This is a genomic window from Anaerosolibacter carboniphilus, assembly GCF_014205875.1.
Classification (GTDB): domain Bacteria; phylum Bacillota; class Clostridia; order Peptostreptococcales; family Thermotaleaceae; genus Anaerosolibacter; species Anaerosolibacter carboniphilus.
Genome location: NZ_JACHEN010000024.1, coordinates 15086 through 39192 on the forward strand (window position 1 = coordinate 15086; position 24107 = coordinate 39192).

Consider the following 24107-nt stretch of genomic DNA (forward strand, 5'->3'; position numbering starts at 1 on the left):
AACAAATGAGAAATCCCAATACTTTGATGGTATTGGGATTTTTGCTGCACTTAGCTTCAGACCTTTCTCACCTCTGTAGCTTAGTCAATTAAAGCTATAATACAGACTTATTTCAAGTTGGTCTGATTTCGATATTGGGACATTTAGGAGATTTCTTAATTTTTTAGATAATTGGTCGTATTTCCTTTTTAGAAGTAGAAAAAGGATCTTTTTTTAACTTTCCTATTGCCTTTTCTAATCTGCTTATCCCTTCCAATATTACCTTTTCATCATGCTGAGAAAAGCAGAGACGAAATTCCTTGTCTTCCCCTGTCGTCGCATAAAATGCTTCTCCAGGAACAAAGGATACTCCCATTTTTAAAGCTTCTTGTAACAGTTTTTTTGATGAAATATTTTCGTTGATTCTACACCATATATAAAATCCTCCTTGAGGAGCATGGAAGGAAAGCTTTGATTTTAGCCCCGAGTTAAGGGCATCAGCCATAACATTTCTCCGATTCCTATAGATTCCTCGCATCTTTATCAGATGTTTTTCAAGATATCCATTCTTAATAAACAAGTCAAGCAACCATTGTGAAATATTGTTACTGTGTAAATCAATATATTGTTTCTCTAAAATGATTCTATTAATCAATGATGGATGGGCAGCCATGTATCCTAGCCTTAATCCTGGCATCAGGGTTTTTGAAAAAGTACTTAAGTATATAACTCCACCATAGTTGTCTAAAGATTTCAAACTTGTTGGGGGGACGTCTTCATAGTAGAAGTTGCTGTAAGGGTCGTCTTCTAAAATAGCCAGCCTATAACGTGCTGCAAGTTGGATAAGCCTCTTTCTCTCTCCGGTAGTTATGACAGCACCGTTAGGGTTTCGGAAGGTAGGAATGCAGTACAACAATTTTGGCCTATAGCGGGCTAAATAATCTTCCAATATTTCAAGGGGGAAATCCTCCCTTTGAGGCAGGCATAATATTCTTGCACCCAATGCTTGAAAAACTTGGATAGCGCCTAGATAAGTAGGGGTCTGGATAATCACATAATCACCTGGTTCAATCAGTGCTCTTGCAGTAAGATATAAACCCTGTTGAGACCCTGATAGAATAATAACTTCATCAGAGTGGCATTTGATACCTTCTGAACCTAACAGTTGCGTAATCGTATGTCTCAAGGGTTCATATCCATGAATTGGTATATGTCCAAAATCTCTAGGGTCCAAGGCTTTTAAGTAATCCTTGTGAAGTTTAGAAAATATATCGATAGGATAATAATTAGGATCCGGCATACCGGCATCTAGAGAAATTTTATCCGCCAGCACATTGCTAACCATAAGCTCGCTCATAAGTGAAGTCATGGAGGACTGGATGTAGGGTTTTAACAATTGAGGCCAGGGTATTTCATGGTTGGTTCTATTTTCTAATGTATACCGATCGCTGACATATGTACCACTGCCATTTTTTATGTTTACATAACCATCCTTTTCTAGATGACGATAGGCATTGATTGCTGTAGTTCGACTAACCTTGAACAATGAAGCCAGTTCCCTTTCGGCAGGAAGCTTTTCACCTACTGTCAGGGAACCATCAACAATCTTCGCTTTTATAAGGGTAGCAATCTGTAAGTAATATGATGAGGTAATGTCCAAATTTGTATTCGCGATCAATTTGGATATATCCATTTTCTTATTTTCGCTCCTTTGGTATCCAATTTGACTTAATGATAGTATAATTGGATATTTATTCGGTATTTCCTTCTAAATTATAATAAACAATGAAAGGAGTTGAAATCTCTAATGGATAAAAATACACCTTACACATTGTCAAATTGGAATAGAATTATCTGGAAGGAAGTATTAAAAGATTGTTTACCCATCACCGCAGGAATTGTTCCTTTCGGATTGACCTGTGGAATAATGGGTAGAACTGCAGGTTTTTCAGCTTTTGAGATAATCTTTATGTCTATGATAGTCTTTGCAGGAGCAGCCCAGTTTATGGCTATTGCTATGATTAATTCCGGCATGATCAATTGGGGAGTAATTGTCTTTACCACTGGCTTAATTAACCTGCGTCACTTGTTAATGGGTGCATCCTTATCACCGTATCTTTTTAAGCAACCCAAATTTCTACAGTACCTTTTAGCCTTCAGCATGACAGATGAAAGCTATGCATTGACGATTAATCGAATTGAGAAAAAGGGTTATGATCCATATTACCAACTGGGAGCAAGCTATTTTTTATATATCATATGGGTTTTGTCTACCTTTTTAGGAGCTTTTCTTTATCATAATATACCTAATCCATTGGAATGGGGACTTGACTTTATCATACCATTAACGTTTCTGGTTTTGCTAATACCTCGATTGATTAACCGAACTGCGCTGATTGTAGCCTTAGTTGCTGCTCTAACGGCCGTTTTTGGAGCTTTATATCTGCCTGGTAAGTGGTATATTATTCTAGCTGCCGTTGCTGCAAGTATTGTTGGAGGGTTAACTGAAGGGGGAGGAAAAAAATGAATTTTAAACTAATTTTTATTATAATAGGCATGGCTTTCGTAACCTTCATCACACGTATTGGCTCACAGATTATTTTTACTAGCACTGGAATACCAGCTTGGCTGGAGAAGTGGTTGAAACATGTACCGACAGCATTTTTGACGGCTTTGATAACGCCAGCTATTTTTCTACCCAAGGGTTATCTGGATATATCATTGAACAATAGTTATCTTTTGGCAGGAATTATTGCTGCATTTACTGCGTATAAAACTAAAAACATGCTAATTACCATAATTATTGGAATGGCTATGATGATATGGGTGAATAATTGATCCTGTAAAAACTATATACTCCAACTGTCTGAGTCATTGAAAATAGAAATGTAAGCTACTATATCCAAAATAGTAAATAGAGTACCATTTTGCGACGGGGAACGGTTTGAAAATGTCGCATTTCTTTTCGTATTATTAAGTGACATATACTGATCTTATGGGAAATAGCTGAGTTCCATAGGGGATTTATATGATCAAACTAGAATTATTGATCGCTTTACGTCTACTTTATAGCAAAGCCAAAATGTTTTAAGAGTGATACTGCATCCGGCAATGTAACGATGGTCTTGATTGTCTTATTTTCCAATGGGTTTATTTCATAATCTTTAGCAAAAGAAAAATTTGCCTTTGATAAATTCGAATTAATAAATTTGGTTCCAGTTAGTATTGAATAGGTAAAATCGCTTTCGGATAAGTCTGTATTGACGAAATCGCTTTCTAATATCTTACATCGTTGAAATAGTCCTTTCTTTAAGGAGAGATCTGAAAAGTTACAGTTTTGAAGTAAACAATCTTTAAAGTTCATGGCAATAATAAAAGCATCAATTTTGCTAAAAGTGATCCCTAATAGTTTACAGTTTTCAAATTGAACAGTTCTTAACTTTGAGTTATTAAATTGTGACAAGCTTAAATTACACTCTTTAAATAGGCAATCTTCAAAGGTTGTTGAAGAAAAATCTGACTGAGAGAAATCACAGTTTGTAAATTGGCAATTGGTAAATGTCTTATTGGTCAGGTCTTGGCTGATTGCCTTTATATGTGTAAAAGATATATCTTCATATTCACTTTCGTATAACACATCTATCATTTCTATTCTCCTTTTTGTTTTCAATATCATTAAGGTCATGTTCTTTGAAATATCTTTTCTATCAAATACAACCTATTACATTAAAATATTCCACATAAAGTCGTAAATTTCCTTTATAGTCAAATGTGTAAAACGAACTCTGTTAAAACCGGTGATGGACCCAACTATGTAAGCAAATTATACAGTAATCTCGTTTATGATAGAATTGGAAGAATAAAAGGGTTATAATCTAAGTAATGATAGAGAGGACAAGCTTCAAAGGAAGCTGTTTCGCTGGGAGGCATAGAAATGAAAGTAAGAGAATTGATGACGCCAAATCCTATTCGATTAGCTATGAATGACTCTCTAGGAGATGCAGCAAAATTATTGATAAGCTACCAGGTTGATGGTGCAGCCATTGTAGATGGAAAAGCGAAGGTTATGGGAATCATTACAAAAACCGATCTTGTAAAGGCTTTTCAAAATGGAGTAGGACCCTATACTATTTTAGAAGAGCTTCCGAAAAGAAGGATAAAAACCATTCACCAAGATACAAGCGTGAAAGACGTTTGTGATCTCGAAATGGAAATATTACCGGTAGTAGATGATAAAATGTGTCTTGTGGGAATGCTGACACGGACGGATGTAAGAGATAGGCTGATTGAGAAATCTCAGCAGGAGATAGGACTTTTAAATAGTATTCTGAAAAGTACCAATAATGGTGTAATCATCGTTGATGAGCAAGGTGTTATCGTGAGGATGAATCCTTCTGCCCTAAGAATTCTTGATTTGGAGCAACATACAGTTGTAGGATTTCCAGCAAATGTTGTTGTACCGAATCTAATGCTTGATGAGATCATTCAGACCGGGGCAGAGAAAAAGAACGAAAAGTTAAAATTTAAAGACAAGACGTTAATTTGTGACAAGGTTCCTTTGTATAAAGAGGGGAAGATCCAAGGTGGGGTATTGATATTTCGAGACAGCTCTGAATACCAAAGCATCATTGATGAACTGGATACTGTCCAAAGACTGTCTAAAAAGTTAGATGCAGTGATTGAGTGTTCATATGATGGAATATATATAACGGACGGACAGGCAAACACCCTAAGAATCAATAAATCCTATGAGAGTATTACAGGATTGAAGAGAGAAGAAATGCTGGGAAGAAACATGGTTGAACTGGAAAGGGAAGGATATGTTTCAAAATCTGCAACCCTCATTGTGTTGAAAGAAAGAAAAACCACGACCATTGAACAAGAGTTTAAAACAGGGAGAAGGGTACTTGTAACGGGTACACCTATTTTCGACGACCGTAGTGAAATAACAATGGTTGTAACCAATGTTCGCGATGTTACATCACTAGTGAAGCTTCAGGAACAACTGAAAGAGAATCAAGAGCTTACACAAAAATATTTTACAGAAATTGAAGAAATGCGGTTACAAATCATAGGAGATCAAGACATCATTGCAAAAGATGAAAAAATGATTAATACCCTAAGGCTGGCAAAAAGAGTAGCGAAGGTAGATACTACGGTTTTGATTTTAGGAGAGACGGGTGTAGGGAAAGAGGAAGTTGCAAAATTTATCCATAAAAACAGCAAAAGAAAGGATAAAGCGTTCGTAAAAGTGAACTGTGGTGCGATACCGAAGAGCTTGATGGAATCGGAATTGTTCGGTTATGAAAAAGGTGCATTTACAGGGGCAAATAGAGAAGGAAAGATGGGATTGTTTGAAGTAGCTGATGGAGGTACCCTATTCTTGGATGAAATTGGAGAATTACCAATGGAAATGCAGGTAAGACTGCTTCGCACCCTACAGGAGCAAGAGATTACCAGAGTGGGCAGCACAAAACCCCTGAAAATCGATGTGCGAATATTAGCGGCAACAAATCGTGATCTTAAAGAAATGGTAGATGCCAAAGCTTTTCGGCAGGATCTATACTATCGGTTGAATGTTGTACCTTTAAATATATTGCCTTTAAGAGAACGAGGGATGGATGTTTTTCCCCTTATACAACATTTTTTATCTACTCTTAATGAAAAATATGGGTGGGACAAATCTTTTTCACGGGATGCAGTGGACTGTCTATGTGAATATAACTGGCCTGGTAACGTCAGAGAGTTGAAGAACATTGTTGAGCGTGCAATTGTTATGAGCGACAATAGTGTTATTGCTTCCAGTGATTTGCCAAAAACCGTCATGTGTAACGATGGGGAAAATATCATCGTATCAGGCTCAGAAATTATACCGCTGAAAAGTGCTATTGAAAATATTGAGAAGCAGCTAATAGATAGCGCTTTTCAAAAGTATAAAAGCGTACGCCGTGCTGCCAAAGCATTAGGGATAGACCCCTCTACCTTTGTGAGAAAACGGCAAAAATATGATTGAAAAGATCTGCTGCAAAAATGCAACACCGTTGCAACTGGACAACGGACGGAAAAAAGATAAGTCACATTTGATAAATTCAGAAAATTCTATGAAAATTTCCGATAAAACGGTATAAAAACAGAAGATGTGTTGCATTTCTGCAACGCTTCTTCTGTTTTTATGTTATCAAAGAGCATTAATGAAGAAAGAACCTGATGGTGCAAATTAAGTCTGGGAAAAGGGTATCGCTGGGCACGATGGATAAAAAAATTTTTTGTTATTAATTAAACAAAGTGGCACAAACTTTGCGTATTTACCATACCGAATACAAAGCTATAAGGCTTTGATGAAAATTAATCATATAAAAATAAAGGAGATGGATTTTATGGCATTAATGACAGGTGAGCAGTATATAGAAAGCATGCGTAAACTGGATGTAAAAGTGTATCTATTTGGAGAACTAGTTGAAAATCCTGTAGATCACCCTATTATCAGGCCTTCATTAAACTCTGTTGCAATGACTTACGAGCTGGCTCATCAACCTGAATATGAGGATTTAATGACAGCTACCTCAAATCTAACCGGCGAAAAAATTAATCGCTTCTGTCATCTGCATCAAAGCACAGATGATTTGAGAAAAAAAGTAAAGATGCAAAGGCTTTTGGGACAAAAAACGGCATCGTGTTTTCAGCGATGTGTAGGCATGGATGCTTTCAATGCAGTCTATAGTACTACCTATGAAGTGGATAAGGCCCATGGCACCAGTTACCATGAAAAATTTATAAAGTATATGAAATATGTACAAGAGAATGATCTCACTGTAGATGGTGCGATGACAGATCCTAAAGGAGATAGAGGACTGGCTCCTAGCAAGCAGGCGGATCCTGATTTATTTGTTCATGTTGTTGAAAGAAGACCTGATGGTATTGTGGTAAGAGGTGCAAAAGCCCATCAGACAGGATGTGTAAATTCCCATGAACACTTGGTAATGCCAACCATAGCCATGAGGCCTGAAGACAAGGATTTTGCTATATGCTTTGCAGTACCCACTGACGCAGAAGGGCTTTTCATGATCTACGGACGTCAATCATGTGATTCTAGAAAGCTGGAAGAAGATGCTGACATTGACGTAGGAAATAAAAACTTCGGTGGACATGAAGCCTTGGTCGTTTTTGATAATGTATTTGTACCAAATGATCGGATATTCATGGATGGAGAAACAGACTTTTCCGGTATGCTGGTGGAAAGATTCGCAGGTTATCATCGCCAAAGCTATGGAGGATGTAAGGTTGGTGTAGGGGATGTATTAATAGGTGCCACTGCCCTTGCAGCTGATTTTAACGGTGCTGCAAAAGCTTCCCATGTGAAGGATAAGCTGATTGAAATGACCCATTTGAATGAAACATTATACTGCTGTGGAATCGCTTGTTCTTTGGAGGGATATGCCACAGAAGCAGGAAATTATCAGATAGACATGTTATTAGCCAATATTTGTAAGCAAAACGTAACACGTTACCCTTATGAGATTGCAAGGCTGGCTGAAGATATCGCTGGAGGGTTAATGGTAACAATGCCTTCTGAAAAGGATTTAAAAAATCCTCAAATAGGGCCATACGTAGAAAAATATTTAAAAGGGGTAAGTTCTGTGCCTACAGAGCATAGGATGAGAGTTTTAAGATTAATTGAAAACCTTACATTGGGAACCGCAGCTGTGGGTTATCGAACAGAATCCATGCATGGGGCAGGTTCACCTCAGGCACAAAGAATCATGATAGCCAGACAAGGAAACCTAGAACATAAGAAGGAGCTGGCAAAAAAGATTGCAAGAATTGATGAACAGTCTATTGCACAAAGAGAAGCAGCAGCATCGGAGAAATAGAAAGGAAAGTCTACTGGGAACTGTGATGTACATGGGGAGGCAGATGCCATGCCTCTCCTTTAAAAAGATGGAGGGATAATATGTTAGATGCAGTTAATGAGATCATCGAAAAGAAGATTAAACCTCAATTAAACAATCATCAAGGGGATATCGAATTACTAGAAGTGAAAGATGGAATTGTGAAAGTAAAGCTTTTGGGAGCATGCAGCAGATGTCCTTCTATGAAATATACATTACAGACAGTAGTAGAAGATACGATTAGAACTGATATTCCTGAGGTGCAAGAAGTGTTATTGATTGAAGAAATAAGTCCTGAATTATTGGAAATAGCAAAGCTGATTTTATTAGATAGAAGTAGGAGGAAGGATGTTTGAAGATTGGAATCAAATACTGCGGTGGCTGCAACCCACGTTTTGATAGATTACAGTTTATAGGCAGACTAAAAAATAATATGGAGGAAGACGTTGGTTTTGAAAAGGCGGAAGAAGAATGCATCTATGATTTCCTATTGATTGTGGGTGGGTGTACCCAATGCTGTGCAGAACATGGCCGATTAAAAAGCAGGCATGGTAAAGCATATATAAGAAGTCAGCAAGATTATGGAGAAATTGTGCAGCAATTGAATGCAGTGAAAAATGCCATATCGTAAAGAAAGGATGATACTTGATGGATTGGCAGGCTGTCTATAAAAATAAACAAATTTCTGCTGTAGAAGCTGCAGAGAAGATTAAATCTGGTGATAGAGTCGTGATCGGACACGCAGTGTCAGAGCCTAGTGAAATAATTCAAGCCATGATAAAAAATAAAGAACAATATCAAAATGTAGAAATTGTCCATATGGTCCCCATGGGCAAGGGGGAATATACGAAATCGGAGATGGAATCACACTTCATACATAATGCATTGTTTGTGGGCGGAGCAACAAGAAAGGCTATCAGAGAAGGGAGAGGGGATTATACACCTTGTTTCTTTTATGAGATTCCCAGATTATTTAGGCAGGGTTATATGCCGGTGGATGTTGCGCTGATTCAGCTGAGCTCTCCCGATGAACATGGCTATTGTAGTTTTGGATTATCTGTTGATTATACAAAACCTGGGGCTGAGGCGGCAAAGCTTATCATTGCAGAAGTGAATGAGCAAATGCCGAGAACGATGGGAGATTCCTTTATTCATGTATCGGAAGTAGATTATTTTGTGAATACCTCCCGTTCCATCATAGAGCTACAACCACCAGCACTTGGTGATGTTGAGAGAGCCATCGGAGAAAATTGTGCAACTCTTATTGAAGATGGTGCCACGCTGCAATTAGGTATTGGTGCCATACCAGATGCAGTGCTTATGTTTCTTAAGGATAAAAAAGATCTTGGAATTCATTCCGAAATGTTTTCTGATGGGGTTGTGGAACTAGTAAAAGCAGGTGTGATTACAAATAAAAAGAAGAGCATCCATAAAGGCAAGATGATCGCTACATTTTTGATGGGCACGAAAAAGCTTTATAATTTTGTGGATAACAATCCAGCTGTGGAGCTTTATCCTGTTGACTATGTAAATAATCCTGCCGTTATTATGAAAAACCATAAAATGGTCTCTATTAATTCCTGCATACAAGTGGATTTAATGGGGCAGGTGGTTTCAGAGAGCATTGGATTAACTCAATTCAGCGGTGTTGGTGGACAGGTGGACTATGTAAGAGGTGCGAGCATGGCGGAGAATGGCAAATCAATTATTGCAATGCCATCAACGGCTTCCGGTGGAAAAGTATCGAGAATTGTAGCCTTATTGGATGAAGGCTCAGCGGTTACGACTTCAAGAAATGATGTTCATTATGTTGTTACAGAATATGGGATCGCAGAGTTGAGGGGCAAAACGCTGCGGGAACGGGGGAAGGCTTTAATCAATATTGCTCATCCTGACTATAGAGAATCATTGACGGAAGAATGGGAAAGAAGATTTAAAAGGTAAATATAGACTCTTTTCATGCAAACATTCTGTGTTACTATATGGAAGCTCTTTGGAAGAACCTTTACTGATTACAGCTAGGTCTTATCCGTTCTATTTAGAATACCTCTTATGCCGATTCCGAGAATGCTTGTGAAAAGTGGCACTTAATGATAAATCTATCCAGATAAAGGAGGAGAAAAATCATGACGTTAAAAAGAGAGTATGGTAAGGAACAACCTTATATTCCTGCGGGTCCTTTTAAGATTAGGATACCATTTATTCATTATCGTTTTGAATGGGCAGATTATTTCCAAGGATTGTTGATGTGTGCTGTCTGTCTCGGAGCAATTCCAATGCTGCAGGAGTATTTGGGAATGCCTTTTGAAGTTGCGATCGCAGTAGTCGTATTAAATGGCTTGTTATATTGTGCCCATATTTTCTTGGGGGATCCGGTTATCCCAGGATGGGTGACACCTGCCATCCCATTATTAATGCTGCATGTAAGCCAGTTTGAAATGGGACCTGAAAGGCTGCAGGCATTGATTTCTTTTGAGATGACATTAGGTATATTGGCGATTATTCTTGGGGTTACAGGGCTTGGCAAAAAAATTGTATCTATCGTACCAAATGCAATGCAATCAGGTATTATTTTAGGCGCTGGTTTTGCCGCCGTTATGGTTATTTTTAATAAGGGTGCGAGATTTGATACTTTTCCATTGTCCATTACCATTTGTATCGGACTAGGCTTTTATCTCTTATTTTCGAATCATTTCAAGAGAATAAGAAATAAAAATAGACTACTGCAAATTATCTCTAACTTGGGTATTTTGCCAGTAATCGCATTAGCGATTGTTGTAGGTCCTTTAGCAGGGGAAGTACCATGGCCACAAATTGAATGGGGAATTACAAAGCCTGCATTCACTACACTTTTTAGAGAATGGACATTTTTCGGCGTAGGGTTTCCGCCAGTATCGATGTTTGTTAAAGGATTGCCTACGGTTTTCTCGGCATACATTGTGCTGTTTGGAGATATGATTCAATCTCAAGCTTTACTTGAGGATGCTGGGAAATTCAGACCAGATGAACTAATAGACTATAATCCTAATCGATCTCACCTGGTATTTGGATTGAGGAACCTAATTATGTCAATATTTGGACCAGACATTACAATGTGTGGACCTCTATGGGCGGCAATGCAGGTTGTTGTCTGTGAGAGGTATAAGCATGGCCATGAGGCTATGGATTCTATCAATGGAGGTGCTGGTTCTTTCCGTTTCGGAACACTAACTGGATATCTGATTTTACCTATCGTTACGCTTGTAAAGCCGATATTGGGGATTGCCCTTGCCTCCACCATGTTGATACAGGGGTATGTATCTGTTAGAGTTGGTGTGATGAAAGCGCGTACGTTCAACGACTTAGGAATTGCAGGAGTTATGGGTGCTGTTCTGGCTACGAGAGGAGCTACTTGGGGGCTTGCTACAGGTATCGTTCTTTGTCTGTTAATCAATTTGGGTAATAAAGGAGAATTTGATACATATATCTTTGATCAAGAGAAGCAGGCAGCATAGCGTAATGTGAAGATATCCTGATGGGTATCTTCACATTCTGATTTTAATGAAAAAAGGAGCTGTATTATGAAAATTATCTTAACAGAGGAGATAAAAAGATATATTCAAAAGAATAAAGCTTCTTCGTTGATTGTTGATATGATCCCACAGGAGACGAATCCGGGATGAGGCTATGGAAAAATAAAGTCGTACTTTTCCCCCTCCGTGAGAATGGGGTTTTATAAAGAAATCGAATTAACGGGTTATTTAAAATTTCAAACAGATGGAATTGATGTTTATTTATCACCAAAGATAAAAGCGAAAGAAGGAGAAAACATCACGATTTATTTAGAGAAACTATGGTTTTTTCGTAAATTGGAGGTTACTGGCGTAGATTGTTTATTAAGCTAGGATTAAAACAGATAAAATGGAGCTAACCTATGATAGCTCCATTTTATCTGTTTTAAAAGAGTATTGATTGTTAGAAGGATAAATTTGGAAGTTAGAGAAATATAGATTGTATGGAGGTGGATTAATGGATGGAGTTAAGGTAGTATTCTTTGATATGGGAAATACGTTATTACATTTTCATTATGGAGAATCAGATGAAGAAAAAGATATGCAAGGTTTAATATATTTAACGGAGTATCTAAATAAATTTAATGAGAATATTAAATTTGACGAAGTGAAGCAAGGTTTTTACACAAGCTGGATGAACGGAATCAGAGATAGAAAAATAACCCATATAGAGTATCCAATCGAAGATTTTCTAAATAATTTTCTACAAAAATACCAAGTAAGCCTGGATTTAAAACAGTGTATAGAAGCCATTCATTTATTCTATACAGAATATAGAGAGCAAGTATATTTTGAAAATGATATATATGATGTTTTAAAGATGATAAAACATAAGGGTTACAAAATAGGAATTATATCGAATACTTGTTATTATGATGAAGTCATGAAAGCGTGTTTTAAAAAAGCAAAAATCTATGATTTGATTGATAGTTTTACTTTTAGTTATTCGTTAAGAATAGGAAAGCCAAACAAAGAAATTTTTACAAGGGCTATTGATGCAATGAAAATTACCCCTCAGGAAGCAATAATGGTAGGGGATAGCTTGGAGAGTGACATTAAACCAGCTATAGACTTAGGCATGAAAACGATATGGCTTAATCGCGAAAGTAGAAATATAAATAAGGAAGTTATGGCCGATATTGAAATATCATGTATATCTGAAATATATAAACATATAGAGACCTGGAGATAGAGAAGACGTATAAACCATATATTCTAATCAGGTAATTATTTACTTATTTTCTATATATTGAAGATCCTTCTGCTTATATGATAGTATATGTACAAGGTAATCGGATAAAGCAGGGTGTGGTTGCCACTTCACTTTATTGAAGAAGGGAGGTGGTGTGGTATAAGCGTATATGAAGCAATATCGTTAATGATAATGTTTTCTGCGTTCCTAGTATCGCTTATCTCCTATTTAGATAGGAATAACAACCAAAAAAAATAATCACCCTGCCTCGCCCGCAGCGTGATTATATGATCTTAAACACGTATGCTGGCAACCGCACTATGCGGTGCCGATTGCCTTTTTTATATTATAGCATAAAAATGAAGAAATAAACATCAATCGTTGTAAATTAACAGCTAATCATATCCAGGTTTTGGTAAGTGATACACATAGGGGTTTTGAACAGAGGACATTCAATAATCTTAGAATTTATGCCAAAAACGTCTTTTATTAGCCCTTCTGTGATGATTTCTTTAGGTTCACCCTCTCCATAGACTTTACCGTCTTTTATTGCGATGATATGATCTGCATATCTGCAAGCTAAATTGATATCATGAAGTACAATGACGATGGTTCTTTGCTCGTACTGATTCAAGCTTCTTAACAAGTCGAGTACTTCGATCTTATATTTGATATCCAGATGATTTGTAGGTTCGTCAAGCAGGATGGTGTCTGTCTGTTGAGCCAAGGTCATGGCGATCCAGACTCTTTGCTTTTGTCCACCAGATAAATCTGAAATCTTCTTATGTTGGATATGGGTTAATCCTGTTTTTTCCAAAGCATAATTTACAATTTTTTCGTCTTCCTTACTCCATTGACTAAACCAGCTTTGATAAGGATATCGCCCCTGTTTTATCAGGTTAAATACAGTCAAATCAGAAGGAGCTGTAGGTGATTGTGTAAGGATAGCGAGCTCCTTGGCTATTTCCTTCGAGGACTTTTCAAATATGTTGACATTTCCTAAGAACACTTTCCCTGACATAGGTTTTAAAAGCCTAGCCATAGTCTTTAACAGCGTAGACTTGCCACAACCATTACTTCCAACCAAGATGGTAATCTTATTCTTTGGAATGGTTACATTGATATCTTTCAATACAATATAGTCGCCGTAGCCTAACGTTAAATCCTTTGATGATAAACTCATTTAGATCCCCCTTTTAAGAGCTTGTTGGTTTTTAACCAATAAATAGATAAAGAATGGTGCACCGATTCCTGCGGTAAATATTCCTACAGGTAAATCCAGTGGGAAGAACAGGGTTCGTGCAGCGACGTCCGATAAAACTACGATGATACCACCTACCAAGGTGGATAGTGGTAATATATTTTCAAAAGATGAGTTTGTGAGCTTTCTACATATATGAGGCGCAATGAGACCAACAAAGCTGACTCCTCCGCCGACAGCTACTGCACCACTGGCTAGGGCAGCACTTAGAACCATTAAAATAAAGCGGTTTTTTTCAACGGAGCTGCCTAAGCCTATGGATATGCCATCATCTAAATTTTGTATGTTCAATTCTCTTGTATAAATAATCGTTATAATAAAGAGAACAAAAAACCAAGAGGATAGAAGCTTAACGTGAGACCAGTTTGTGCCATATACAGTTCCTGTGATCCAAAGCTGGGCTTCCTTGATAAATACGACCGGACCATTGATGATGAGTATGGAGGTGACCGCTTTTGCTGCACCAGCGACGGCAATGCCGATCATGATGAGCCGATAGGGAGTAACACCTTTTTTAAATGCAAGCAAATAAACGAATAATACTGCTGAAAAGGCTCCTACAAAAGCAAACACAGGCATGTAAAATATGCTAGTGGTTAAGGCATTATTTTTAGGATCCGTAAATAAGGTCAGGAATATTAAGGCGCCTACAGAACCGCTGTCGGTTATACCAATGATATTTGGTGCAGCCAGCGGGTTCTTTACAACGCCTTGAAGAATTGCTCCCGAAAGCCCTAGTGAAGTACCTACAAAAAAGGCTACTAATGTTCTCGGCAACCGTATAGTATGGATAATCAAGGAATCGCCCGTATTATTTCCGCCAAAAATGATCTGAACAATCTTAAACATCGATATATGCTTTTGTCCCATGCTTAGACTGAAGAGTATGGATAAAATACAGATTATAGCAGCACTAAGTATGATGAAAACACTTCTTTTTTCATATATAACGGAAAATCTTCCTTTTCGAGCGATTAAAAAATTCTTCATGATCTATTTTCCTCCTTTCTAGCAATATAGATGAAAAATGGTGCCCCAATGATAGCCGTTACTGCTCCCACGGGAATTTCTTTGGGATATATGATAAAACGAGAACCAATATCTGCCAGTAATAAGAATATAGAACCAAGTACGATATTATAAGGGATGGCCCACTTAAATTCTGATCCGACGAGGGAACGGGTTAGGTGGGGAATGATTAACCCTACGAGTCCAATAGGTCCTGCCACAGCCACAGAAGCACCCGCGAGCAAAACGACCAAAAGTATCATTTGAATCTTTAAAAATTCCGTATTTAAACCCAATCCTTTTGCCATTTCTTCTCCAAGAGAAAAGATGTTTAGTTTCTTTGAAATAAAGAAACATATAACCCAGGCCCCTAACATGTAGGGAATCACATGAAATAATACATCCATACTCCTTCCTTCCACGGAACCCGTAAGCCAGAACAGAACCTCTTCCATGGTTCTTTGATCTTTGTAGAGTATTACCTGGGTAAAGGACATGAAAAAGGCGGAAACTGCTGCTCCTGCAAGGGTTAGATCAAAGGTCTGAATAGATCCTTTCATGCCGCCGGCTAAAGCATATACAAATAGAACTGCCAAGGCTGCGCCGACGAAGGAAAAGATTATCATGTGGTCTTGGGTAAACTGTGGAAAATAGCTATATGCAAAAACCATAAAAAAGGCTGCACCTGAGTTCACGCCTAATAACCCTGGTGAAGCCATAGGATTTTTTGTAAGGGTTTGCATCAGTGCACCGGATAGGCTTAAGCTAGCACCTATAAAGAGAGCTGTCAGCGTTCTTGGCATTCTTGACGTTTTTATGATGATGTGTTCCGTAAGATCGGAATAACTCCCATAGGCATTTACTAAATCAATCCACGAAGTTTTTATGTAACCTAATAGCAAACTTCCTAAAAGACAAGCCATCAGCAAAGTAATAAATATCAGTAGTACAATGAATCTTGCTCTATTACTTTCCAATGAAAGCTTGAGATCCTTGATATTCACCAAATAAAACATCCTCTCATCATGTAAATTCATAAAATATAATTACAATCAGAGTATAAGCTATTGTCGAAAGAGTGTCAATGATAATGATTGCTATAATTAGATGATAATTACTTGCAATTAAAAAACATTTATGATATGATCTGAAACGTAACAATAAAACTTACAATGGGAGGATTCGTATGAAAGCAAAAAAAATATTAGCAATGTTAACCCTTTTAGTCGTAGCAATTGCATTTACAGCATGCACAACCGTGAAGAAAAATGAGGATGCCCAGCAGGTGTCGAATACAAATGCTCCAGTAAGAGTCATTGAACATGCCATGGGTCAGACAGAAATTGCAGGGGAGCCAAAGCGGATCGTTATATTGACGAATGAAGGTACGGAGGCATTGCTTGAGTTAGGTGTGAAGCCGGTAGGCGCAGTTCAATCTTGGACAGGAAATCCTTGGTATAAGCATATTGAAAAGGATATGGAAGGGGTTCAAAACTTAGGGGAAGAAAGTCAAGTGAATATAGAAGCAATCGCAGCATTAGAGCCAGATCTAATTATAGGAAACAAGATGAGACATGAAAAGATTTATGATCAGCTTTCTCAAATTGCACCGACAGTGTATTCGGATACCCTAAGGGGAGAATGGAAATCCAACTTTGCGTTTTATGCGAAGGTATTAAACAAAGAAGAAGAAGGAAATGACATCATTAAAAAATTCGATGACCGTGTCGCAAGCATTGCAGCATTAGCAGGAGACAAGTTGAAAACTGAAGTATCTATCGTAAGATTTATGCCTGGTAAGACAAGGATTTATCTAGGAGATACTTTCTCGGGTACCATACTGAAGCAAATCGGCTTTGCAAGACCAGAAAACCAAAGAAGTGATGAATTTACAATCGAAATCGGTAAAGAAAGATTGAAAGAAGCAGATGGGCAGGTAATGTTCTACTTTACATATGAAAAGGGAGACGGTGAAGGGACTGCTAGAGAAAAAGAGTGGTTAGAAGATCCGATGTTCAAAACCCTAAATGCTGTTAAGAATAACAAGCTTTATAAGGTTGATGACGTTTCATGGAACACTGCCGGAGGTGTGAAAGCAGCAAATTTAATGCTTGATGATATTGAAAACTTTATAAAGTCAGATAAATTCTAATAAAAAGTCAAATAAGAAATTATGAGAGAGAGTCACTGGAAGGTCGTCAGTGACTCTTTTGGTTGTGTAAGAAAAAGCTATTGGAGAATTTTCAATAGTCCTATTCTTAAGATGATCCTTACTTTCTTTAAGGGATATTGACGGTTATAAATACTTAAACAATCTTTATAGAATTTTTAAAATTGCTTTATGGGCAGTTTAAGTTCATTTTTTATAATGACCTTGTAAATAAAAAAAGGAGGTCATTTGATATGAACAAAATTAAGTTAATGTATGATGTGGTGAAAACATTAAAGGAAAAAGAAATTTTTAAAGGAACTTTAAAAGCAGATGCCAGCAAAGATCAAGTCAAAGTATTTCGTCTAGAAAAAGAATTTGAAAAAAATACTTTAAGTGGTCAAGTGAAGTCTAAAATTAGTACAGAGCTAGACTATGAAGGAAAGAAAGTAAAGCATGAGAGTAATACAGAATTTAACTTGCAGGATTGTTGTAGAGGTGAAGGTTCTCATCCTGGCTTTATGAAGCACATCCATGAACATCCACACCTTCATAACAGGAAATGCTGCGGCGTAAAGGGCAAGCTTTCAAAAATTGCATTTGTACTGAATACCTTGAACAATATGAAGGTGGAGGAACAGGAAGACAAGCGTGTAATACTGTCCATTAGCATTGATGAGATACCTGAAGAATTGAAAGATATCATCCAAGAAAAGATGCAACATAAAGGGAATCAAGAGGAAAAAGGCCCTCATGGCTGCTGCATGGAAGCGTGCTGCTTAACAGAAGACATAAATATTGATATCCAAGCACAAATTAATAAAAACAATGAACTAGAAAAGGTGCAAGTTGCTGTTCGCGGAAAGCAGAAGAAAGAGTCCGGCGAGATTCATGATATCCATCTTGAGGCAGAGCTAAACTTAACATGGTAAGCAAAGAAATAGCGACTATTTAACAAGCAGGTTCTAATGTAAGGGTGTTAGGAAGCCAGGGGGTTTTAACACCCTTATATTCTATTCTTTTTAGGTATAAAAAAGTGGTATAATGGAGGAAATAATCAGGAAGAACAGGTGGTTAATATGTTCAAGCGTCATAAGCAAATTCATAGATATTTTCATGAGGATCATGAGCAATATTGTTGTTATCATGAGGACTTTCATTTGTATCACCGATATGTTAAATGGGGTCGGTTCATTGCTTTTTTATTTAACCTTTCCATTGTGTATTTATTGCTTAAATGGATAGGCAACCAAGGAATAGCCATCTTCTTCGCCGTATTTATCAGTATCAAGGAAATCATACAGTTATCTTTTCTTTGGCGTTTGGAGAAAAGAATATTCCAGCCTATGGACCAGCTGAAAGATGCAGTAGATGAAATCGCAAAAGGAAATTATAACGTAAGAGTGGATGGTGAGATTACCAATGAATTTGGTGTATTGATACACTCCTTCAATGCGATGGCGGAAAAACTAAAACAAAGTGAGAAAATGAAGCTTGCCTATGAAAAAAATAGGAAGGATTTAATTGCTAATATTTCTCATGATTTAAAAACGCCCATTGCATCTATTCAAGGTTATATTGAGGCAATTCTCGATGGTGTTGTTACATCCCCGGAAAAGAACAGCAAATACTTGAAAATCATACAGCATAATGCTACTTATATAAATAAATTAATTGATGATCTTTTTTTATTTTCTAAACTGGATATGGAAAAATTGGATTTTCAATACCAGGACATTCAGATACGCTCCTACATGGATGATCTCATGGAAGAATTTCAGTATGAATTAGAGGAAAGGCGAATTGAATTCAAATATATGGATAGAATGGAATCCAACTATGTTGTTCAGTTGGATGGAAAAAGGATACAGCAAGCTATAAGAAATATCATTGGCAATGCTGTAAAGTATGGAAATGAAGAGTGCTTGAGTGTGTGTGTTGAGTTGTCTATGGAGGATGGCTTCGCACGAATACAGATAAAAGATAATGGACCTGGAATTCCTGAAGATAGGCTTCCTTATATATTTGATAGATTTTATCGAATTGACCTAGAGCGTACAAAAGATCTTATGAGTACAGGTCTTGGCTTGGCAATCGCCAAAGAACTGGTAGAAAGCCATAAAGGGAAAATTATGGTTTCCAGTATAGAAGGACAGGGAAGCTGCTTTACAATAATGCTTCCGGTTGTTAGATAAGGTGAAGGGAGGATTTCAGATGAAAAGTATCTTAATTATTGAGGATGATATTAACATTGCAGAATTGGAGCGAGATTATCTTCAGCTAAATGGCTATAAGGTAGATATGGTACATGATGGTACCCAGGGATTAAAGAAGGCATTATCGAGTATTTACGATGTCATTCTTGTGGATTTGATGCTTCCCAACACAAATGGTTATGAGATTATTCAGGAGATCCGAAAAAAGCTGGAAATTCCCATTATCGTTATCTCTGCCAGGAATGAAGATATTGATAAAATCAGAGGATTAGGGTTCGGTGCCGATGACTATTTAACAAAGCCTTTTAGTCCAGCAGAATTGGTGGCCAGAGTAAAATCCCATATTAAAAGATATGAACGTCTCATGGGAAAAAAGGTAACAAATGAGACAATAAGCCATAAAGGCCTAGAAATCAACACCGCGTCCCATAAGGTTTTTGTAAACGGAAAAGAAGTTCAATTGACGACAAAAGAATATGAACTTTTGCTATTTCTAGCTTCCAATCCCAATAATGTATTTAGTAAGGAACAGATTTTTGATACCATATGGGGAGAAGAATATTATGGGGATTTGGCAACCGTAGCCGTTCATATTCAAAAGATAAGAAAAAAAATCGAAAAAGATTCATCAAATCCAGAATATATCGAGACCATATGGGGAGCAGGATATAGATTTAATGCATAATCAGAAATAGGACAAAAACAGAGAATATTGCTGGGCTATACCATAAAACCTTCCTGTTTTCGAAGATAATGAGGAATTATTTTTTGTTTATTGAGAGGAAAAAATTTGTCTGAGGAAGACATTCCATTGAAAAGAATTAAAGTTTATCTATCACAAAGTGAAAAACATCAGATTCTATGTGAGAATCAAAGACCACCTATAAAAACATGTAGGTGGTCTTTGAATTCTTTAAGCATTCATACTATTGTACTTTTAAAAATGGTCCATGGCCTAAGGCAACATACCTAACTGGCAGATTTAGCAATGTGGATTGTAATGCTTCACGGGCACTGGAGGAAGGAATATTTTGATCTGTAATGCTTTTCACTTCCTCCGCCCATTTTGAATCAACTATAGGATCCGTAATATTACCCATGCGAATAAACAAATCAGCACTAAAAAATATTCCTCGCTTTTCTTCCATAACCAGCAGACCTTCCCATAGGTGCATTTCAGATGGATAGGCGATGAAATTCAGCTGACAATCATCAGTTTCTAGGGTTTCATTTGGCTTTTTTATGATGATTTCATGGGTAATGCCAAAACCTTTTAATTGACGGGCAGTAATTTCAGAGCATATGGTTTTTGCTTGAGGGTAATGTTCCAAGAGAAAACCTAATCCGCCGCACTCATCACTTTCAAAATGAGAAACAAAAATATAGGATAATTGCTGGCTGCCTAAAAGATCCTTTATTTTAGGTAAAAGCTCCTTTGTCTGATCAATGCTACCCGTGTGAACAAGCAGAGGTTCGCTGCCTAAAAGCAGATATTGATTAAAGGTAATGGGAATGAAATCACTTCCACTATTAAATTGATAAAAATCATCAAAGAGTTTGACTTGCTTCATATGTACGCGGCTCCTTTCATATTTGAAAAAATTACACCATTCATAGTTTTCCTTTGTGGGCTCTAAATAATTCTACAGCAGTAGAGTGTTAAAAACAATAAATATAGCTATCGTTCCAATGGAGATATGCTATCGCTGCATATAGCAATCTGGAGAGAGGTGCCAGAAAATAAATATATGGAAAAAGGAAATGATTCATTAATGAAGACAGCCTTGGAATATACTTGTACTAGATATATTTCGGAAAGAGATTAAGGGGGGAACCAGAATATGAAAAGACTAGGTGTATACAATAATAAAGGCGGAGTTGGAAAAAGCACCCTTACGGCAAATCTAGGGGCAGGGCTGGCTGTGAAGTTTGGATATAAGATCCTAATTTTAGACCTGGACTCTCAAAGAGATTCGTCAAGATTTTTAGGGGTACTGGATGCTGCAAAAGCGATTAACGACGTGTTTGAACAAGAGGATGCAAGAAGAAAAGGCAGAGTTGTGGCAAACGAAATCAAACTAAAAGATTGCATCACATATAATGTACGGACAAATCTGGATCTGCTTACAAACAGAGGGTTGAAAGATATTGAAAGCTATATCAAAGATACAAGGCGGTTTGATCTTGTTTTTGGAAAAATGTTGGTCGATCTAGAAAAGATGAATTATGATTGTATCCTGATTGATTGTGGACCATCTCAGACAAGCATCAATGATGCTATTCTTTCTTATATAGATCATGTTCTTGTGCCCATCCAAACAGAAACTGCAAGCGTAGAAGCCATTGGAAATGTATACGCTTATCTAAATGAGCTGGATCTACCCAGTGCAAAAATCAAATTTATTGTTCCCAATATGTTTGATAGCAGATTGCTTGATGCGAAGAAGAACCTGGAACGCATCCATGAATATTTTAAAGAGGATACCAATGTAGTTATTACAGAGCCCATCCAGAGAAAGGTGAAAATCACTGAGGCTGGCTCCCTTGGAAAGAGTACCTTTGAGTATGATTCGAAAGCTGCCGATCAGATTTCAAAAGTAACAGAAATTGTGGCAGGATATCTGAAAGCATAAGAATATAGAGATATACTTAAAATAGAAGCGATATAGATTTAAAGCCCCTGTTGCCTTTTGATTTTTAAAGGAAGCAGGGGTTTTTAAACACAATAGCTTCTTATTGAGATTTTTATAGAATGAAATGAATATAGATAGTTAAGTAAAAAATGAATCATTTCATTTTAGGAGGTTGAAAATGAAGATATTGGTTATTTCTAAGAGGCGTCTATACACTGGATTCATCATCATCGTGATGCTGTGTGCAGGGATCTTGCTTTGGAGGAGTCTTGCAAAAAGTACACTATGGTATACCAATGAAAATGAACCGATACGGAATGTTGATCCAGAATCCAATAAATTTGCCATAACCTGCAATGTAGATTGGGGAAATGAAGTGATACCAGACATACTCAAAACATTGGAAGAAGAAAACGTTAAAATTACCTTTTTTGTAACAGGGCGTTGGGCCTCAAACAATCCAGAAATATTAAAAGAAATATATAGTCATGGACACGAAATTGGGAATCATGGTTACAGTCATAAGATGCATAGCAAAATTGATCGGGAAACCAATCGCATGGAAATAAAAAAGACGGAAGAAGTCATAGAAAGCATTTTGGGGATTAAGACCCATTATTTTGCGCCTCCCTCGGGAGATTTCAATGAGTTAACCCTAGAGGTAGCACAAGAGCTAGGGTATAAAACAATACTCTGGAGTGTAGATACCATAGACTGGAAAGAGGGATCTACCGCACAAGTGATTTTAGATAGAGTGCTGAAGAAACCTCATAAAGGAGGGATTTTGCTGATGCATCCTAAGCCTGAGACGGCAAAGGCACTACCGGTGATTATCAAGAATATAAAGAAAGAAAATATACAGCTAGGAACGGTTTCGGATTTGCTTAACTGAGTATACCGCAAGGTTAGTCAACGAATCTCCCTCCTCTATTCTTAAAAAGGGATTGATGGAGAGCAAAGAGACTTTGGACCTAGCAACGCTACAACCGTGATCGGGGATGATGTATATGTGATGGCTTCAGTCTATCTTGAAGAAAGAGATAAATTAAATAGAATTTACAAGAAAAATTTAAGCACAAATGAAACCACAAAGATTATAGATTTTGAAAGGTAAAATTTTAATGGTTTCATCAGAAAATGCATCCATAAAGATTGTTCAGTAAAGAGACAACATATAAATGCTATAATGCTGGATATTACAAAGAAGTTCATCTTCCTTGGCTTTCAAGGAAGATGGACTTCTTTGTTTTGAGACAAGCGTTGAGTTTTGCATCAAGTAACCATCTAATCTCCATGGATTTTCCAAATTAAATATTGACAAGAATTCCCACCCTACATATAATCTATACACCTTAAGGGCAGTCATTAAATGATTAGCTAATTAGTTAATTCAATTTTAGAAAGGAGTTGTTTTATGGATTTAAAGACACTGAAAGCCACCATAAAAAGAAATTTTATTATCCAGCTGAGGGCATACCCAAAGCATTTCTTTATCGGCAATTTGTTAACAGGTCTATATACTGCCATATCTGCATACTTCATGTATCATTTATTCTTCAAGGGAAATATGAAGAGCTCCTTTGCTGATTATGCGGGAACAGAAGATTATATGAGCTTCGTTATCGTTGGAACAGCGGTATACATATATGTGGTCAGGACATGTCTGAATGTAAGCAGAAGCCTTATTACAGAACTACGGGAGGGAACCCTGGAGAGTGTGATGATTGCACCCTTTAGGAGAGTGCAATATTTTCTGGGGAACATGCTGCAGCAGGTAATCACCACAAGCGGAGAAGTATTGATCATGGTACTGTTTAGTATTCCTTTTGGGCTGAAATTTTCAAACTTTAATGCTTTATCTTTTGTTTTTTCTTTTGTATTGGTCTTGTTTGCTTTCTTTTCTATCTCAATGATTTTGGCCTGCATCATGCTGCATTTTCGGGATACATATATCTCTCAAAATACGCTATTTGCTCTTCTGTTCCTTTTATGCGGCATTACGTTTCCCTATCAGTATTTGCCCAAGAGCATCCAATGGATATCAAAGATCATTCCTGTAACCGATGCAGTCACCTTGATAAGAAGTGCGGTGCTTTTAGGCCAGGGCATAGGGGAGCAGATGGATCGGATGGTTTATTTGTTTATTTTAAGTTCTGTTTATTGTTTTGTTGGTTTTAAGCTTATGGAAAAGATAGAAGGAACTGCCCTTGAGAAAATTCATGGATAGGA

The 24107-nt window shown here is 37.2% G+C and carries 24 protein-coding genes; 18 read left to right on the forward strand and 6 right to left on the reverse strand.

The window, feature by feature from the left end; genetic code table 11:
- Nucleotides 1-163: 163 nt before the first annotated feature.
- The gene (gene pdxR, locus HNQ80_RS17425; RefSeq protein ID WP_184311954.1) at nt 164-1672 is read right to left on the reverse strand and encodes a MocR-like pyridoxine biosynthesis transcription factor PdxR; all 1509 of its coding nucleotides are present in this window, start codon (nt 1670-1672) and stop codon (nt 164-166) included.
- A 114-nt stretch (nt 1673-1786) separates the two neighbouring features.
- Between pdxR and HNQ80_RS17430 the strand changes: the two genes are divergently transcribed.
- Entirely contained in the window at nt 1787-2506 is a 720-nt protein-coding gene (locus HNQ80_RS17430; RefSeq protein ID WP_184311955.1) for an AzlC family ABC transporter permease, read from the forward strand.
- Nucleotides 2503-2817: an AzlD domain-containing protein gene (locus HNQ80_RS17435; protein WP_184311956.1), complete on the forward strand. Its 315-nt coding sequence runs from the start codon at nt 2503-2505 to the stop codon at nt 2815-2817. Before HNQ80_RS17430 ends, HNQ80_RS17435 begins: the two co-directional genes overlap by 4 nt.
- A 223-nt stretch (nt 2818-3040) precedes the next feature.
- Here the strand turns inward: HNQ80_RS17435 and HNQ80_RS17440 are convergent, their stop codons facing one another.
- The gene (locus tag HNQ80_RS17440; protein ID WP_184311957.1) at nt 3041-3625 is read right to left on the reverse strand and encodes a pentapeptide repeat-containing protein; all 585 of its coding nucleotides are present in this window, start codon (nt 3623-3625) and stop codon (nt 3041-3043) included.
- A gap of 288 nt (nt 3626-3913) precedes the next feature.
- On the opposite strand from HNQ80_RS17440, the gene HNQ80_RS17445 reads away from it, so the two are divergent.
- The 9 genes from HNQ80_RS17445 (at nt 3914) to HNQ80_RS26695 (ending at nt 12869) form a co-directional block, all read left to right on the forward strand.
- Nucleotides 3914-5992 carry a sigma-54-dependent Fis family transcriptional regulator gene (locus HNQ80_RS17445; protein ID WP_184311958.1) on the forward strand — a complete coding sequence of 693 codons (2079 nt, stop codon included), beginning with the start codon at nt 3914-3916 and terminating at the stop codon, nt 5990-5992.
- Between the two features lie 364 nt (nt 5993-6356).
- A complete protein-coding gene (locus HNQ80_RS17450) occupies nt 6357-7850 on the forward strand; it encodes a 4-hydroxyphenylacetate 3-hydroxylase family protein (protein WP_184311959.1) in 1494 nt (497 codons plus the stop codon).
- 80 nt (nt 7851-7930) lie between these two features.
- Nucleotides 7931-8224, forward strand: coding sequence for a NifU family protein (locus HNQ80_RS17455; RefSeq protein ID WP_184311960.1), 294 nt, complete (start codon nt 7931-7933; stop codon nt 8222-8224).
- The gene (locus HNQ80_RS17460) at nt 8221-8499 is read left to right on the forward strand and encodes a hypothetical protein (protein WP_184311961.1); all 279 of its coding nucleotides are present in this window, start codon (nt 8221-8223) and stop codon (nt 8497-8499) included. The genes HNQ80_RS17455 and HNQ80_RS17460 overlap by 4 nt, the downstream gene beginning before the upstream one ends.
- A 17-nt stretch (nt 8500-8516) precedes the next feature.
- Nucleotides 8517-9812 carry an acetyl-CoA hydrolase/transferase family protein gene (locus HNQ80_RS17465; RefSeq protein WP_184311962.1) on the forward strand — a complete coding sequence of 432 codons (1296 nt, stop codon included), beginning with the start codon at nt 8517-8519 and terminating at the stop codon, nt 9810-9812.
- Nucleotides 9813-9994: 182 nt separating this feature from the next.
- Nucleotides 9995-11362 carry a hypothetical protein gene (locus tag HNQ80_RS17470; RefSeq protein ID WP_184311963.1) on the forward strand — a complete coding sequence of 456 codons (1368 nt, stop codon included), beginning with the start codon at nt 9995-9997 and terminating at the stop codon, nt 11360-11362.
- 66 nt (nt 11363-11428) lie between these two features.
- On the forward strand, nt 11429-11752 hold the full coding sequence (locus HNQ80_RS26315; protein ID WP_264175379.1) for a selenoprotein: 324 nt from the start codon (nt 11429-11431) through the stop codon (nt 11750-11752).
- Between the two features lie 124 nt (nt 11753-11876).
- Nucleotides 11877-12611, forward strand: a complete 735-nt coding sequence (locus HNQ80_RS17475) for an HAD family hydrolase (RefSeq protein ID WP_184311964.1) — start codon at nt 11877-11879, stop codon at nt 12609-12611.
- 114 nt (nt 12612-12725) lie between these two features.
- Nucleotides 12726-12869, forward strand: coding sequence for a putative holin-like toxin (locus tag HNQ80_RS26695; protein WP_408626324.1), 144 nt, complete (start codon nt 12726-12728; stop codon nt 12867-12869).
- Between the two features lie 130 nt (nt 12870-12999).
- Here HNQ80_RS26695 and HNQ80_RS17480 read toward each other — a convergent pair whose 3' ends face one another.
- The 3 genes from HNQ80_RS17480 to HNQ80_RS17490 are packed head-to-tail and all read right to left on the reverse strand — an operon-like array spanning nt 13000 to nt 15884.
- Nucleotides 13000-13794, reverse strand: coding sequence for an ABC transporter ATP-binding protein (locus tag HNQ80_RS17480; protein WP_184311965.1), 795 nt, complete (start codon nt 13792-13794; stop codon nt 13000-13002).
- Nucleotides 13795-14862 carry a FecCD family ABC transporter permease gene (locus HNQ80_RS17485; protein ID WP_184311966.1) on the reverse strand — a complete coding sequence of 356 codons (1068 nt, stop codon included), beginning with the start codon at nt 14860-14862 and terminating at the stop codon, nt 13795-13797.
- Nucleotides 14859-15884 carry a FecCD family ABC transporter permease gene (locus HNQ80_RS17490; protein ID WP_330602932.1) on the reverse strand — a complete coding sequence of 342 codons (1026 nt, stop codon included), beginning with the start codon at nt 15882-15884 and terminating at the stop codon, nt 14859-14861. Before HNQ80_RS17490 ends, HNQ80_RS17485 begins: the two co-directional genes overlap by 4 nt.
- A 182-nt stretch (nt 15885-16066) precedes the next feature.
- On the opposite strand from HNQ80_RS17490, the gene HNQ80_RS17495 reads away from it, so the two are divergent.
- The 4 genes from HNQ80_RS17495 (at nt 16067) to HNQ80_RS17510 (ending at nt 19930) form a co-directional block, all read left to right on the forward strand.
- On the forward strand, nt 16067-17032 hold the full coding sequence (locus HNQ80_RS17495) for an ABC transporter substrate-binding protein (protein ID WP_184311968.1): 966 nt from the start codon (nt 16067-16069) through the stop codon (nt 17030-17032).
- A gap of 251 nt (nt 17033-17283) precedes the next feature.
- Nucleotides 17284-17961: a hypothetical protein gene (locus tag HNQ80_RS17500; protein WP_184311969.1), complete on the forward strand. Its 678-nt coding sequence runs from the start codon at nt 17284-17286 to the stop codon at nt 17959-17961.
- A 147-nt stretch (nt 17962-18108) separates the two neighbouring features.
- A complete protein-coding gene (locus HNQ80_RS17505; RefSeq protein ID WP_184311970.1) occupies nt 18109-19224 on the forward strand; it encodes a sensor histidine kinase in 1116 nt (371 codons plus the stop codon).
- Between the two features lie 19 nt (nt 19225-19243).
- On the forward strand, nt 19244-19930 hold the full coding sequence (locus tag HNQ80_RS17510; protein WP_184311971.1) for a response regulator transcription factor: 687 nt from the start codon (nt 19244-19246) through the stop codon (nt 19928-19930).
- Between the two features lie 241 nt (nt 19931-20171).
- Here the strand turns inward: HNQ80_RS17510 and HNQ80_RS17515 are convergent, their stop codons facing one another.
- Nucleotides 20172-20816: an oxygen-binding di-iron domain-containing protein gene (locus HNQ80_RS17515; protein ID WP_184311972.1), complete on the reverse strand. Its 645-nt coding sequence runs from the start codon at nt 20814-20816 to the stop codon at nt 20172-20174.
- A 270-nt stretch (nt 20817-21086) separates the two neighbouring features.
- Here HNQ80_RS17515 and HNQ80_RS17520 point away from each other — a divergent pair, with 270 nt between their 5' ends.
- The 3 genes from HNQ80_RS17520 (at nt 21087) to HNQ80_RS17530 (ending at nt 24105) form a co-directional block, all read left to right on the forward strand.
- Complete coding sequence (locus HNQ80_RS17520) at nt 21087-21878, forward strand: ParA family protein (RefSeq protein ID WP_184311973.1); 792 nt, start codon at nt 21087-21089, stop codon at nt 21876-21878.
- A gap of 178 nt (nt 21879-22056) precedes the next feature.
- Nucleotides 22057-22770 carry a polysaccharide deacetylase family protein gene (locus tag HNQ80_RS17525; RefSeq protein ID WP_184311974.1) on the forward strand — a complete coding sequence of 238 codons (714 nt, stop codon included), beginning with the start codon at nt 22057-22059 and terminating at the stop codon, nt 22768-22770.
- A gap of 522 nt (nt 22771-23292) precedes the next feature.
- Nucleotides 23293-24105 (forward strand): ABC transporter permease, encoded by an 813-nt coding sequence (locus HNQ80_RS17530; RefSeq protein ID WP_184311975.1) that lies wholly within the window; start codon nt 23293-23295, stop codon nt 24103-24105.
- Nucleotides 24106-24107: the final 2 nt, after the last annotated feature.

Excerpts from the sequence above, each read along its gene's own strand:
- pdxR (WP_184311954.1), bottom strand. The coding sequence starts at position 1,672 with ATGGATATATCCAAATTGATCGCGAATACAAATTTGGACATTACCTCA.
- HNQ80_RS17430 (WP_184311955.1), top strand. The coding sequence starts at position 1,787 with ATGGATAAAAATACACCTTACACATTGTCAAATTGGAATAGAATTATC.
- HNQ80_RS17435 (WP_184311956.1), top strand. The coding sequence starts at position 2,503 with ATGAATTTTAAACTAATTTTTATTATAATAGGCATGGCTTTCGTAACC.
- HNQ80_RS17440 (WP_184311957.1), bottom strand. The coding sequence starts at position 3,625 with ATGATAGATGTGTTATACGAAAGTGAATATGAAGATATATCTTTTACA.
- HNQ80_RS17445 (WP_184311958.1), top strand. The coding sequence starts at position 3,914 with ATGAAAGTAAGAGAATTGATGACGCCAAATCCTATTCGATTAGCTATG.
- HNQ80_RS17450 (WP_184311959.1), top strand. The coding sequence starts at position 6,357 with ATGGCATTAATGACAGGTGAGCAGTATATAGAAAGCATGCGTAAACTG.
- HNQ80_RS17455 (WP_184311960.1), top strand. The coding sequence starts at position 7,931 with ATGTTAGATGCAGTTAATGAGATCATCGAAAAGAAGATTAAACCTCAA.
- HNQ80_RS17465 (WP_184311962.1), top strand. The coding sequence starts at position 8,517 with ATGGATTGGCAGGCTGTCTATAAAAATAAACAAATTTCTGCTGTAGAA.
- HNQ80_RS17470 (WP_184311963.1), top strand. The coding sequence starts at position 9,995 with ATGACGTTAAAAAGAGAGTATGGTAAGGAACAACCTTATATTCCTGCG.
- HNQ80_RS17475 (WP_184311964.1), top strand. The coding sequence starts at position 11,877 with ATGGATGGAGTTAAGGTAGTATTCTTTGATATGGGAAATACGTTATTA.
- HNQ80_RS17480 (WP_184311965.1), bottom strand. The coding sequence starts at position 13,794 with ATGAGTTTATCATCAAAGGATTTAACGTTAGGCTACGGCGACTATATT.
- HNQ80_RS17485 (WP_184311966.1), bottom strand. The coding sequence starts at position 14,862 with ATGAAGAATTTTTTAATCGCTCGAAAAGGAAGATTTTCCGTTATATAT.
- HNQ80_RS17495 (WP_184311968.1), top strand. The coding sequence starts at position 16,067 with ATGAAAGCAAAAAAAATATTAGCAATGTTAACCCTTTTAGTCGTAGCA.
- HNQ80_RS17500 (WP_184311969.1), top strand. The coding sequence starts at position 17,284 with ATGAACAAAATTAAGTTAATGTATGATGTGGTGAAAACATTAAAGGAA.
- HNQ80_RS17505 (WP_184311970.1), top strand. The coding sequence starts at position 18,109 with ATGTTCAAGCGTCATAAGCAAATTCATAGATATTTTCATGAGGATCAT.
- HNQ80_RS17510 (WP_184311971.1), top strand. The coding sequence starts at position 19,244 with ATGAAAAGTATCTTAATTATTGAGGATGATATTAACATTGCAGAATTG.
- HNQ80_RS17515 (WP_184311972.1), bottom strand. The coding sequence starts at position 20,816 with ATGAAGCAAGTCAAACTCTTTGATGATTTTTATCAATTTAATAGTGGA.
- HNQ80_RS17520 (WP_184311973.1), top strand. The coding sequence starts at position 21,087 with ATGAAAAGACTAGGTGTATACAATAATAAAGGCGGAGTTGGAAAAAGC.
- HNQ80_RS17525 (WP_184311974.1), top strand. The coding sequence starts at position 22,057 with ATGAAGATATTGGTTATTTCTAAGAGGCGTCTATACACTGGATTCATC.
- HNQ80_RS17530 (WP_184311975.1), top strand. The coding sequence starts at position 23,293 with ATGGATTTAAAGACACTGAAAGCCACCATAAAAAGAAATTTTATTATC.